The following is a 13,046-nucleotide window of genomic DNA, read 5'->3' on the forward strand; positions in this document are numbered from 1 at the left end:
GGTGCGCCGGGTCACGGCCCCTCTGCTGCTCGGTCTGCTGGTGGCCGGTGTGCTCCTCCTGCCCGTCCTCGTGGTGGTGGCGGTGGTGGTCTCGGTGTGGTTGCCGGGGCGTTGGCGTGCGCTGCGGCTGCTCGCGTTCGCCTTGGTGTACCTGGCCGTCGAGCTGGTCGCCCTCGTGGCGGCTGCGGCCCTGTGGGCACTCAGCGGCTTCGGTCGCCGGCTGGGCACGCCGGCGTTCCGGGCGGCGCACTACACCGTCCTGCGCCGGCTGCTCGATGTGCTGATGCGGATGGCCCAGCGGCTGTTCATCCTGGACCTGATCACCGACGGGGCGTCCTGGTCACCGTTGGACGACGGGGTGCCCGGCTCGACCAACGCCATGCTGGTGCTGTCACGGCACGCCGGTCCGGGCGACTCGCTCCTGCTCGTGCACACCTTGATGAACCGCGATCACCTGCGTCGGCCGCGGATCGTGCTCAAGGACGTGCTCCAGCTCGACCCCTTGATCGACGTGTACCTCAATCGGCTGCCCAACCACTTCGTCTCCTCGGATCGCGGACGGGGCCCGAGCTCGGAGGAGGCGATCGCCGATCTGGCTCGCGATCTCGGCGAAGAAGATGCGCTGCTCATCTTCCCCGAGGGCGCGAACTTCACCCCGACACGCCGGTTCCGGGCCATCCAGCGACTGCGCGAGCGGGGGTTCGCGTCCGCCGTCCGGCGGGCGGAGGAGATGCGGCAGGTGCTTCCACCGCGTCCGGGAGGCGTCACGGCGGCGCTCGCGGCCGCCCCGCATGCCGACGTCGTCTTCGTCGCCCACACCGGCCTGGAGCACCTGAGCACCGTGCGGGACATCTGGCGGGGACTTCCGATGGACAAGACCCTCCACCTGCGCTGGTGGTTCGTGCCCGCCGCCGACGTACCGAGGGACGAGTCCGACCAGACCGACTGGCTCTACCGCTGGTGGCAGACGATCGACGACTGGATCACCAGCACGCAGCAGCGGGCGGGCACCGGCCCGTTCTGAGAAGTGCGGCGCATGCGTGGAGCGGGTGACCGGGATCGAACCGGCATGGCCAGCTTGGAAGGCTGGGGCTCTACCATTGAGCTACACCCGCGAGGTGCCCGGACAGCCTAACGGCCCGGCACTGTCACCCGTGCGCCAGCCGCCGGGCGTCGCGCGCGATCCCCGTCATGCCGATGTCCTCGGCGACGCGCAGCGCCTCCTTCGCCTGGTCAGCGGCACCCTGGTCCCCGCGCCGGTCCAGCAGCTGCGCCAGAGCCAGGTGTGCCCGCGCCCCTGAGGGCCGGAGCCCCAGCCGGTCGCTCGTCGCAGCCGCCGCGCGGAGGTGCTCCTCCGCCGGCTCCCTCCGACCTGCCGCCGCCTCCGCCCGGCCCAGGTACAGCGCCACCGGCCCCATCGCGCCGATCCCGCCCTGCAGCGCCAGGTGCGTCGCGTACGGCAGCAGCCGGTCGGCGATCGCGGCGGCGATGCCGGGGGAGGGCAGCGCGCCGGCGTCGGCGAGCTCGGCCGCGATCAGCGCCTGCCAGCAGGTCAGCGACAGCCAGTCCCACTGCATCGGCCACGGCCGGAACGCGTCGTGCTCGGTCATCGCCGCCGCCGCGGCCTCCGGCTGCCCCGCCTCCAGCAGCGCCAGCGCCACCAGGAACTGCTCCGCACCGCCACCTGCCGACGACTCCGGCGGCAGCCCCTGCACGCGCTCGGCCAGGCACCCCTGGTCGATCCAGATGAACGCGCGCATGACCAGGTGCGTCCACGTCTGCGTGTACAGCTGCGTCCGCTGGGTGAGGTCGTACGCGCGGTCCACCAGCTCCATCGCCACGTCGTAGCTGCCGACCAGCGTCGCCCGCGCCGCCTGCATGCTCACGCACTGCGCCTGCAGCAGCGGCAGCTCGTGGCGGCGGGCGACGTCCCACGCCTCGGCGAGGTCCGCGTCGCCCCCGGCCACGTCGCTCAGCACCAGCCGCGCGGTCGACCGCCGGGACAGCGCCAGGACCGCGACGTCCGCCCGGTCCGGCCCGGTCGCCAGCCCGAGCAGCTCGGTGGCGTCCTCGATCTGCGCCGCCTCGTCACCGGGCAGCCAGGCCGCGGACAGCCGGGCGACCAGCGCGGTGACCAGCAGGTCCTCGCGGCCCGAGCGGCGGGCGAGGGCCAGCGCCGCCGCGGACTCCCGCCGGCTGCGCGTCCGGTCCGGGCCGTAGTGGCAGACGGTCGCCAGTGCCGACTGGCTGCGCACCTGCGCCGGCACGTCGTCGCCGGCCGCCGCCAGCACCGCCTCCAGCCGGTGCACCAGGTCCTCCGGGTACGTGCCGTAGGAGACCGGGAACCACAGGCCGGCCAGCCGGCAGAACTGCTCGGCTGCGGCAGCAGCGGTCGCGGCGTCCCCCCGGTCCAGCGCGGTGTCGATGGCCGCCTGCAGCAGCCCGGTCGCCGAGTCCCACGAGCCCGCCCGGGCCATCGTCGCCCCGGCCCGCAGCAGCAGCTCCTGCCGCAGGTCGGGGACGTCGACGGCGGGGTCCTCGTCGAGGGTCGTCAGCGCCCGCTCCCACCAGCGGGCGGCGTTCTCGTGCGCGTGGTCGCGCGCGGCGCGCTCCGCCGCCCGGGCGCAGGCGGCGACCGTCGTCCGGGTGTCGGTGAACGGCCGTCCGGCGACCAGGTGGTGGGCGCGCTCGAACGGGTCCCCGCCGTCCGGCAGCGCCGCCGCCAGCCGCGCGTGCAGCCGGCTGCGCCGCACCTCCGGCGTCTCCACCAGCAGCGACTCCCGCACCAGCGCGTGCGCGAACGCCATCCCGCCGCCGCTCGACGGGCGCACGAGGTGCGCCGCCTCCGCTGCGTCGAGGGCGTCGGTCAGTGCGTCGTCGTCGGTACCGGCGCGCAGGAGCAGCGGGACGTCGAAGCGCTGCCCGGCCACCGCGGCCAGGCGCAGGACGTCCCGCGAGGCCGGCGGCAGCCGGTCCAGCCGCCGGACGACGACGTCCCGCACGCTCGGCGGCAGCCGTCCCGGCCCGTCGGCCAGCACCCGCGCCAGCTCGGTCGCGAAGAACGGGTTGCCACCGGACCGGTCGTGCAGGTCGGCCAGCACCTCGGCATCGAGCGGCGCCTCGGCGACCCGCTCGACGAGCTGCCCCGTCGCGGCGGGGTCCAGCGGGCCGAGGGGCACGAGCTCGAAGCCGGCGGTGCGGGCGAGCGTGGCCCGCACCTGGGCGACGTCGCCGGCCTCCGGGCGGCAGGTCACGAGGACGGCGATCGGGCCGTGCCGCAGCTCGACCGCGAGGAACGACAGCAGCCGGAGCGACGCCGGGTCGGCCCAGTGCAGGTCGTCGACGACGAGGACGACGGACGCGTCGGCGGACTCCTCGACCACCGCGCGCAGCACCCGCTCGAACGCGGCGAACGCCCCGCCCTCGGGTGCCGAGAGCGTGGCCTCGGCGTCCCTCGACAGCGCGCCCAGGATCTGCCGCCACGGCCACAGGGCGGGGGAGTCGTCGTCCTCGTGGCAGCGGCCCCAGGCGACCTTCGCCCCGGCCGCGGTCGCTGCGGCGGTCACCTCCGCCACCAGCCGCGTCTTGCCGATGCCCGGCTCCCCGTCGACGAGCGCGAACCGCGGCCCCGAGCGCGGCAGCCCCTCGACCAGCCCGGCGAGCAACGCGAACTCCCGCTCGCGGCCGATCAGCTGCGGACGGGGAAGGGACGGGGGCGACGGCGGGAGAGGGGCCTCGCCCGCCTGGAGCGCCCGGGCCTGGGCCGCCCGGAGTCCCGGCCCCGGGGCCACGCCCAGCTCGTCGTCGAACAGCCGGTGCGCCTCGGTGTACCGGGCCAGCGCGTCGGCGGTGCGGCCGGCGGCGGACAGCGCGTCGACCAGCAGCACCCACGGCCGCTCGCGCAGCGGATGCCGTCGGACCAGCTCCTCGGCCTCGGGCACGACGTCCTCCGGCCTGCCCAGCGCCAGCAGCGCGCCGAGCCGGTCCTCCTGGCAGGTCAGCCGGAGCCCCTCCAGGCGGGTCTGCGCGTGGACGGCGAAGTCGCGGTCGCCGGCGTCCTCGAGCGGCACTGGCCCGCGCCAGAGCGCCAGCGCGCGGTCCGCCGCCGCCGGAACCTCGGCGGCCCGGCCGTCCACGGCCAGCTGCCGCACCTCCGCGGCCAGGGCGGCGAACCGGTCGGCGTCCACGGAGTCCGCCGGGACGGCGAGCCGGTACCCACCGGGGGTGCGCACCAGGACAGCGCCCGTCCGGCCGGGATCGAGCACCCGCCGCAACCGCGAGACGTAGGTGTGCACCGACCCCTCGGGGTCGGCCGGGGGAGCGTCACCCCACAGCTCGACCACGATCCGGTCGAGGGACACCGACCGGTCCCGCTCGGTCAGCAGCAGCCCGAGGAGCACCCGCTGGAGGGGGCTGCCCAGGTCCAGGGGAGGGGCGCCGGCGTCCGGACGGGCCTCGACGGCACCGAGCAGGCCGAAGAGCACCGGACCACCTCCGTCCCACCGCGCTCCTGAGCTGCGCGTTCAGCCGCCGTCAAGCGGGCGCTCGGTCGGAGCCGGGTCAGCGTCGCGAATCGTCCAGGAGCCGTCAACCGCCTGCGCGCACGGTGACGCCAGCGCCTCCACCCGGGGGGCCACCACACCGAGGAGCACGCCATGACCCGCGTCCTGTTCACCAGCATGCCGATGGCCGGCCACCTGCGCCCGGGGCTGCCGATCGCCGCGCAGCTCGTCTCCGCCGGCCACGAGGTCGCCTGGTACACCGGCGCCAACTACTCGCACCTGCCGGAGAAGGTCGGCGCACAGGTCGTCCTCATGAGCCCCGAGCTCGACTTCGACGACGCCGCCGTCGACGACGAGATCGAGGGCGGCGCCCGGAAGCCGGGGCTCGCCACGCTCAAGCGGGCGATCATGGACCTCTTCATCGCCCCGATCCCGGCGTGGGTGGCCGAGCTCGACGAGGTCATCGACGCGTTCGCGCCGGACGTCGTCGTCTCCGAGCAGGGCTTCACCGCCGGGGCCGTCGCCGCCGAGCGCCGCGGCATCCCGCGGGTGGTCTTCAACGTCTCCCCGCTCGGTGTCTCCAGCGTCGACGCCGCGCCCTTCGGGATGGGGCTGCCGCCGTCGTCGTCCGCCCTGGGCCGGCTGCGCAACCGCTCGCTGAACTGGGCGATCAGGAGCGTCGTCTTCGCCGAGGCGCAGCGCGCCGCGGAGCAGGTGCGCGCCCGGCTGGGCCTGCCGCCGCTGGACTCCTACTTCATGGACTGGGGTGTCCAGATCGCCGACCGCTACCTCGTCTCGAGCGTCCCGGAGTTCGAGTACCCGCGCCGCGACCTGCCGGCCAACGTGGAGTTCGTGGGCCCGCTGCTGCCGAAGGGCGTCGACGACTGGACCCCGCCGGCGTGGTGGGACGACGTCCTTGCCGCGAAGGCCGCCGGACGGCCGGTCGTCCTGGTCACCCAGGGCACCATCGCGACCGAGCCCGGCAACCTGGTGCTGCCGGCCATCGAGGGTCTCGCCGACGCCGACGCCCTGGTGATCGCCACGACCGTCGGGCACGACCCGGACCAGGTGCTGCCCGCCGACGACCGGCCGGCCAACCTGCGGCTGGTCGAGTACATCCCCTTCACCGAGGTCCTCCCGTTCGTCGACGTCATGGTCACCAACGGCGGCTATGGCGGCGTGCAACTGGCGCTCGCCCACGGCGTCCCGCTGGTGGTCGCGGGGCTCACCGAGGACAAGATGGAGGTCTCCGCCCGGGTGATCTGGTCGGGCACCGGCATCGCGCTGAAGACCGACACCCCCACGGCGGCCCAGGTCCGCGACGGCGTCGGGAAGGTGCTCGCCGTCCCCGCGTACCGGGAGCGGGCCCGCGCGCTCCAGCAGGCCTACGCGGGCTCCGACGGACCGGCGCGGGCCGCGGAGGCGATCCTGGAGGTCGCCGGCGTCCGGGCGACCGCCTGACCTCAACCCACCGGCCGTCGTCCCCACCGGGGACGGCGGCCGCTGGCGTGGCTACGGTCCGGTCCGTGTACTTCCTGGTGCTGCTCGCTGCGTCGTCCGCTGCGCCGGCAACCCCACCCGAGCACGAGCCGTTCGTCGACTCGCTGATCGACCGGCGCCTCGTCCTGCTCGGCGGTGAGCTGGGGGCCGGCGGGCACGCCGCCGCGTACGTGCTGCGCTGCGACTCCCTGGACGTGGCACGCGCCGTCGTGGCGACGGACCCGCTGGTGGCGTCCGGAACCGTCACGGCGTCAGTCGCCCCGTGGGACCTCGTGGGGATCGATCCGGACCTCGTCGACCCCGCTCTGGTGGTCACCCGCCCCGTGCCGGAGGAGGACGGTCGGACACCCGCCTAGACTCGAGCGGCCACGGGGTGTGGCGCAGCTTGGTAGCGCACCCGCTTTGGGAGCGGGGGGCCGTGGGTTCAAATCCCGCCACCCCGACGTCGCGCCCACGTCTCTAGACTCGTGGGCGATTCCGCGCCGTCCGTCCTGTCGGCGCCTGTCTGTCTGCAATCGAGGAGCACTGCCGCTGTGAAGAGCACCATCGAGGAACTCGGCCCCACGCGGGTCCGGATGGCGATCGAGGTGCCGTGGGGCGACCTGGACCACGCCTTCGGTGAGGTCTACAAGGAGCTCGGCAAGCAGGTCCGCGTGCCCGGCTTCCGCCCCGGCAAGGTGCCCAACCGCGTGCTCGACCAGCGCATCGGGCGCCCCGTCGTCCTGGAGCAGGTCGTCCAGCACGCCATCCCGGAGGTCTACTCCGAGGTCGTCCGCGAGAACCAGGTCCGCGTGCTGGGCCAGCCCGACATCGAGGTGACCCGCCTCGACGACAACGACACCCTCGCCTTCACCGCCGAGGTCGACGTCGCCCCGCAGCTCGAGCTGCCCGCGCTCGACGCCATCGCCGTGACCGTCGACGACGTCGAGGTCACGGACGAGGAGATCGACCAGCAGGTCGACGTCATGCGCGAGCGCTTCGGCATGCTCACCGGCGTCGAGCGCCCGGCCGAGGACGGCGACTTCGTCTCCATCGACCTCGAGGCCACCCTGGACGGGGAGGTGCTCGAGGACGGCTCGACCACCGGCATGTCCTACGAGGTCGGCTCCGGCAACCTCATGGCCGGCCTCGACGACGCCGTCCGCGGCCTGTCCGCCGACGAGAGCAAGACCTTCAGCACCGCGCTGCTCTCCGGCCCGAACGCCGGTCAGGACGCCGAGGTCACCGTGACCGTCCGCTCGGTGAAGACCAAGGACCTGCCCGAGCTGGACGACGACTTCGCCCAGACCGCCAGCGAGTTCGACACCCTCGCCGAGCTGCGCGAGGACGTGCGCAAGCGCCTGGCCCGCAGCAAGGGGCTCAGCCAGGGCGCCCAGGCCCGCGACAAGATCGTCGAGCACCTCATCGAGGTCGTCGACGTCCCGATGCCGGAGAACCTGGTCGAGCGCGAGATCGAGTGGCGCAACCGGGCCTTCGAGCAGGAGCTGCAGCAGGCCGGCATGGACTGGGACAGCTTCCTGCAGATCTCCGGTGGCCAGAGCCGCGAGGACTACGACGCCGAGCAGCGGAAGAACGTCGAGCAGGCGGTCAAGACGCAGTTCATCCTCGACGCGATCGCCGACGCCCGTGAGGTCACCGTCGACAACGACGACCTGTCGGCGCAGATCATGGCCCAGGCGCAGCGCAGCCGGATGAGCCCGGAGCAGTACGCGCAGCAGCTCCAGCAGGGCGGCAACATCGCCGAGTTCGTCGCCGACGTGCGCCGGACGAAGACGCTGGCCCAGCTGCTGGAGGAGGCGACGATCACCGATGCCTCGGGCAACGTCGTCGACCTGGAGGCCCTGCGCCCCCAGACCGTGCGCCCGGCCGCGCCGGCCGCCGACGCGAGCGCGGAGGACGCCTCCGACGAGGCCGAGGACACCGTGGCCGAGGAGGCCGCGGCGGTCGAGGCCATCGAGGGCGCCGTCGAGGACACCGAGACGGTCGACAAGGCCTGATCCGGCTCGCCGAGCCACCACGACGCCGTCCCGCCCCTCACCGGGCGGGGCGGCGTCGTCGCATTTCCGGGCTTTCCGCTGCGCCGTCGGCGAACACCGCCCCGACGGGGACTGCGTCGTCGGGGGACCGCGTTAGGGTCGACAGGACTCAGGCGATCGGCCGGGGGGTAGCGCCCCCGGAGGGCCGTACTGGCCGCACCAACCGATCACCTGCCCCTACCGAGACCGACTGCTCAGACAGTTCTACGGAGGTCACCGCACCCGTGAGCACTACCGACCCGAACCTGGCGGGCTCGCCGCTGATGCGTGCCGCAGCCGGGGGTATGAACCTCAACGACTCGGTCTACGAGCGCCTGCTGCGCGAGCGCATCATCTTCCTGGGCAGCCAGGTCGACGACGTCATCGCCAACCAGCTGGCCGCCCAGATGCTGCTGCTGTCCGCCGAGGACCCCAAGCGCGACATCCACCTGTACATCAACTCGCCCGGTGGCTCCGTCACCGCGGGCATGGCCATCTACGACACGATGCAGTTCATCGACTGCGACGTCGCCACGTACGGCATGGGCCTGGCCGCCTCGATGGGCCAGTTCCTGCTGACCGCCGGCACGAAGGGCAAGCGCTACGCCCTGCCGCACGCGCGGATCATGATGCACCAGCCCTCGGCCGGCGTCGGCGGTACCGCCTCCGACATCGCCATCCAGGCCGACCTGTTCCGCCGGACCAAGTCCGAGCTCAACCAGCTGCAGTCGCAGCACACCGGGCAGTCGGTGGAGCAGATCGAGAAGGACTCCGACCGCGACCGCTGGTTCACGGCTCAGGAGGCCCTCGAGTACGGCTTCGTCGACCACGTGGTGAGCCGGGCGGCGATGACCGACCAGGCCAACCCGGTCACGGACAACTGACGGTTCGGAGGAGAACCACGATGAGTTTCCAGATGCCCTCCAGCCGTTACGTGCTGCCCTCCTTCGTGGAGCGGACCAGCTACGGCATGAAGGAGTCCAACCCGTACAACAAGCTCTTCGAGGAGCGGATCATCTTCCTCGGGGTGCAAATCGACGACGCCTCGGCCAACGACGTGATGGCCCAGCTGATCACGCTGGAGTCCGCCGACCCCGACCGCGACATCACGATCTACATCAACTCGCCCGGTGGCTCGTTCACGTCGCTGATGGCCATCTACGACACGATGATGTTCGTCCGCCCGGACATCCAGACCGTCTGCATGGGTCAGGCCGCCTCCGCCGCCGCCGTCCTGCTCGCGGCCGGGACCCCGGGCAAGCGCCTGGCGCTGCCGTACTCCCGCGTGCTGATCCACCAGCCGTCCGGCGAGTCCGGCGGTCAGGTGTCCGACCTGGAGATCCACGCCGCCGAGATCCAGCGCGTGCGGTCGCAGATGGAGGAGATCCTGGCCCGCCACACGGGGCAGACCCTCGACCAGGTCCGCAACGACATCGAGCGCGACAAGATCCTCACGGCCAACGAGGCGAAGGCCTACGGCATCGTCGACGAGGTCGTGCAGAGCCGGAAGCTGAACGCGCTCCCGGCGGTCTGACGCCGATCGGGACGGGTCGAGGGTGCGCGTGTCGCGCCCTCGACCCGTACCGTCGACACACCTGGTCCACCCAGGGGATCCGAGGGGCACGGGGCACATGCGGGACAGAAGTGGGACGGTCGCCGGAACCGGGTGAGTCATTGCCCGGAGACGTCGGCCGTCGGGGTTACGGTCAGCGGGCGCCCGATCCCCGGCCGGCAGCGCCGGGAGGAGAGCCTCACGGGTCAGCCCGCACGACGAGGCCGAGCAGGGGCGAAGCAGCCAGAATGAAGTCCGCGGGGTCCGGGACACCGGGCCAGGCGACAGACAGGTGGAGGTCAGCAGGTGGCACGAATCGGTGAGAGCGGTGACCTGCTCAAGTGCTCCTTCTGCGGGAAGAGCCAGAAGCAGGTCAAGAAGCTCATCGCGGGCCCCGGGGTCTACATCTGCGACGAGTGCATCGACCTCTGCAACGAGATCATCGAGGAAGAGCTCTCGGAGTCCTCGGACCTGAAGTTCGACGAGCTGCCGAAGCCGAAGGAGATCCACGACTTCCTCGAGCAGTACGTCATCGGCCAGGACCAGGCCAAGCGCACGCTCTCGGTGGCCGTCTACAACCACTACAAGCGGATCCAGGCCGGTGGTGACCGCGCCTCCCGCGACGACTCGGTCGAGCTGGCCAAGTCCAACATCCTGCTGATGGGCCCCACGGGCTGCGGCAAGACGCACCTGGCGCAGACCCTCGCCCGGATGCTCAACGTCCCGTTCGCGATCGCCGACGCCACGGCGCTGACCGAGGCCGGCTACGTCGGCGAGGACGTCGAGAACATCCTGCTCAAGCTGATCCAGGCCGCCGACTACGACGTCAAGCGCGCCGAGACCGGGATCATCTACATCGACGAGGTCGACAAGATCGCCCGCAAGAGCGAGAACCCGTCGATCACCCGCGACGTCTCCGGTGAGGGCGTCCAGCAGGCGCTGCTGAAGATCCTCGAGGGGACGACGGCGTCGGTGCCCCCGCAGGGCGGCCGCAAGCACCCGCACCAGGAGTTCATCCAGATCGACACGACGAACGTGCTGTTCATCGTCGGCGGCGCGTTCGCCGGCCTGGAGAAGGTCATCGAGCAGCGCACCAGCAAGCAGGGGATCGGCTTCGGCGCCGAGATCCGCGGCAAGGCCGAGATCGCCGAGGCCAACGCCTTCGCCGAGGTCATGCCCGAGGACCTGCTGAAGTTCGGCATGATCCCGGAGTTCATCGGCCGCCTGCCGGTCATCACGAGCGTGCAGAAGCTCGACCGCGAGGCGCTGATCAACATCCTCACCGAGCCGAAGAACGCCCTGGTGCGCCAGTACCGGAAGCTGTTCGAGCTCGACGGCGTGGACCTGGAGTTCACCGACGACGCCCTCGAGGCGATCGCCGACCAGGCCATCCTCCGCGGCACCGGCGCCCGCGGCCTCCGCGCGATCATGGAGGAGGTGCTCCAGTCGGTGATGTACGACGTCCCCAGCCGGGACGACGTCGCCTCCGTGGTGATCACCAAGGAGGTCGTCCTGGAGCACGTCAACCCGACGATCGTCCCCCGCAAGCCCACCCGCGAGCGCCGCGAGAAGTCGGCCTGACCGTCTGACCGTTGAACCGGAGAGGCCCAGAACCCACGTGGTTCTGGGCCTCTCCGGTTCAACGCCTCGCGAGTCGCCGACGGACGACCGCCTCGATCTCCCGACGGCACCCGTCGGGATCCGCCATCAGCCGCGCGTAGCTGAAGCGCAGCACCACCCACCCGAGCGCGGCGAGTGCGCTGTCACGGCGGAGATCGCGTTCCCGCGCCTCCCTGCTGCCGTGGAAGGCCGCGCCGTCGAGCTCCACGGCGACGAGCGCGTCCGGGTAGGCGGCGTCCAGACGGACCCAGCGGCCGCTCTGCAGCCGGACATGATGCTGTTGTACCGGTGCCGGCACCCGAGGCGGTCCCGGTAGCACATGTGTGACGCCCCAGATCTCCAGTTCGCTCTCGCAGCCGCCCTCGATCAGGTCGAGCAGCGAGCTCAGTGCAGCCCGCCCGGCATGCACCGAGCATGCAGCTGACTCCGCCCGGAGCAGCGCCACACTCGTCCGCCGTCCCCGGACGGACTCGATGACCGCCTGACGTGGGACGTCGACCCGGCCGACGGGCCCGCGCCTGCGCGCCCGGTGAGCCCAGTCCCACGAGTCGACGAGACTTCGGCTCAGCGTGGTCACCGGGATGTCGTCGACCCGTGTGGCCGGCAGGGGCAGGGTCGTCCGGTGCACAACCACGCCGGTGGTCCGTCTGGGCGAGCGGTCAGCGGTCACCGTCACGTGGACCGGTCCGGGCTGTGGCGGACACGCGGCCCACAACGCCAGGGCGGACTGGTGGCTCAACGGCCCCTTGGCCCAGAGGGTCGCCGCCCGTGCACGGGCGATGGGGTCGGCCTGGGCCGCCGGCACCATGACGACACCGGGGTGGATCTGGATCAGGTCCCCGGATGCCGTCCAGCGCGCGACGGAGCTGGCGCTGCTGGCCAGGGTGAGGTCGATGCGCGTGATGGCACCGTCCGGGATGAGGGCAGCGAGATCGTGCACGGACGGATCGTGACGGTTCGCGCCCGCCGGTGGCTGCGCCCTTGTGGACAGCCACGGGTGTTGAACCAAGGAAGCTCAGTTCGCCCCACTTCGTGACACCGGACGGTGCAAGGCACGCATCCTGCGGCGGGTGTGAATACGGCTCGGGAACGTTCCTCGCGCCGCCCCGGCCGCGACCGGCGCGCGCCCTAGGTTCGCCGCGACCCCGGGCGGTGTGCCCGGTCCACGAAGGAGCGCGCAGTGAGCCACCCCTACCCGCCGGCCGACACGACCCAGCAGCTGCCGCCCTACGGTCAGCCGTCGTACCCGCCGCCCGCGCCGCAGCGAAACAGCCTGGTCCCGTGGCTGATCGGCACCCTCGTCCTGCTGGTCGCCGTCGCCGGCGTGCTCGCCTTCCTGCTGCTGCGGGCCGACGACACCGCCGACTCGAACCCGGCGCAGGAGAGCGCGCAGGCCGAGGAGCAGCTCGGCGACCTCGACGGCGACGCGGTCGTCCCGCCCGAGGCGGACGAGGAGCAGGTGCCCGACGACCACGGCACCCCGTACGCCGGCGACGGCGGGCAGATCATCGGGTCGGTCGACCGCGGCGCGGCCTTCCTGGACGACGTCGTCCTCGGCGACTTCCCGACCGCCATCGGCCACGGCGGCAGCGACTTCCAGGCCTACTACGCCGGCGACGCCGACCTGCTGTCCGCCGAGATCGCCGAGGCGGCCGGTGGCACCCTGCCGGTGAACTACACGATCGACGCGGTCAGCTTCGACCCCGGCACGGCCTCCGACGTCCTCGACGTGACCCTCGAGCTGCCCGACGGCAGCTACGACGGCATGGTCGTGCTCGTCGGGCAGGAAGGCGGCACAGCGGTCGTCATCGGCTTCCAGTGACGGCGGGTGGGGCCGCCGCTCGGCGGCCCCACCCG

At 72.6% G+C, this 13,046-nt stretch carries 10 protein-coding genes and 2 tRNA genes; 9 read left to right on the forward strand and 3 right to left on the reverse strand.

Going from position 1 to position 13,046, the window contains the following annotated elements:
- Position 1: 1 nt before the first annotated feature.
- Complete coding sequence (locus ACI78T_RS11085; RefSeq protein ID WP_456558149.1) at positions 2–1,024, forward strand: lysophospholipid acyltransferase family protein; 1,023 nt, start codon at positions 2–4, stop codon at positions 1,022–1,024.
- 17 nt (positions 1,025–1,041) lie between these two features.
- Here ACI78T_RS11085 and ACI78T_RS11090 read toward each other — a convergent pair.
- A tRNA-Gly gene (locus ACI78T_RS11090) sits at positions 1,042–1,115 on the reverse strand.
- Between the two features lie 33 nt (positions 1,116–1,148).
- Positions 1,149–4,484 carry a BTAD domain-containing putative transcriptional regulator gene (locus tag ACI78T_RS11095; RefSeq protein WP_456558150.1) on the reverse strand — a complete coding sequence of 1,112 codons (3,336 nt, stop codon included), beginning with the start codon at positions 4,482–4,484 and terminating at the stop codon, positions 1,149–1,151.
- Positions 4,485–4,655: 171 nt separating this feature from the next.
- Between ACI78T_RS11095 and ACI78T_RS11100 the strand changes: the two genes are divergently transcribed.
- The 7 genes from ACI78T_RS11100 to clpX all read left to right on the forward strand — a co-directional run bounded on the left by ACI78T_RS11100 (position 4,656) and on the right by clpX (position 11,150).
- Complete coding sequence (locus ACI78T_RS11100; protein ID WP_456558151.1) at positions 4,656–5,963, forward strand: nucleotide disphospho-sugar-binding domain-containing protein; 1,308 nt, start codon at positions 4,656–4,658, stop codon at positions 5,961–5,963.
- 65 nt (positions 5,964–6,028) lie between these two features.
- Positions 6,029–6,358, forward strand: a complete 330-nt coding sequence (locus ACI78T_RS11105; protein ID WP_456558152.1) for a hypothetical protein — start codon at positions 6,029–6,031, stop codon at positions 6,356–6,358.
- 13 nt (positions 6,359–6,371) lie between these two features.
- Positions 6,372–6,445: transfer RNA gene (locus ACI78T_RS11110), tRNA-Pro, on the forward strand.
- 90 nt (positions 6,446–6,535) lie between these two features.
- Positions 6,536–7,999: a trigger factor gene (gene tig / locus ACI78T_RS11115; protein WP_456558153.1), complete on the forward strand. Its 1,464-nt coding sequence runs from the start codon at positions 6,536–6,538 to the stop codon at positions 7,997–7,999.
- Between the two features lie 263 nt (positions 8,000–8,262).
- A complete protein-coding gene (locus ACI78T_RS11120) occupies positions 8,263–8,901 on the forward strand; it encodes an ATP-dependent Clp protease proteolytic subunit (RefSeq protein WP_456558154.1) in 639 nt (212 codons plus the stop codon).
- A 20-nt stretch (positions 8,902–8,921) separates the two neighbouring features.
- Complete coding sequence (locus tag ACI78T_RS11125; RefSeq protein ID WP_456558155.1) at positions 8,922–9,551, forward strand: ATP-dependent Clp protease proteolytic subunit; 630 nt, start codon at positions 8,922–8,924, stop codon at positions 9,549–9,551.
- A 324-nt stretch (positions 9,552–9,875) separates the two neighbouring features.
- Positions 9,876–11,150 (forward strand): ATP-dependent Clp protease ATP-binding subunit ClpX, encoded by a 1,275-nt coding sequence (gene clpX, locus ACI78T_RS11130; RefSeq protein ID WP_116451391.1) that lies wholly within the window; start codon positions 9,876–9,878, stop codon positions 11,148–11,150.
- A gap of 58 nt (positions 11,151–11,208) precedes the next feature.
- On the opposite strand, the gene ACI78T_RS11135 is transcribed toward clpX, so the two are convergent.
- The gene (locus tag ACI78T_RS11135) at positions 11,209–12,129 is read right to left on the reverse strand and encodes a DUF559 domain-containing protein (RefSeq protein WP_456558156.1); all 921 of its coding nucleotides are present in this window, start codon (positions 12,127–12,129) and stop codon (positions 11,209–11,211) included.
- A 240-nt stretch (positions 12,130–12,369) separates the two neighbouring features.
- On the opposite strand from ACI78T_RS11135, the gene ACI78T_RS11140 reads away from it, so the two are divergent.
- Positions 12,370–13,011: a hypothetical protein gene (locus tag ACI78T_RS11140; protein WP_456558157.1), complete on the forward strand. Its 642-nt coding sequence runs from the start codon at positions 12,370–12,372 to the stop codon at positions 13,009–13,011.
- Positions 13,012–13,046: the final 35 nt, after the last annotated feature.

It is taken from the genome of Blastococcus sp. SYSU D00922 (assembly GCF_054050495.1).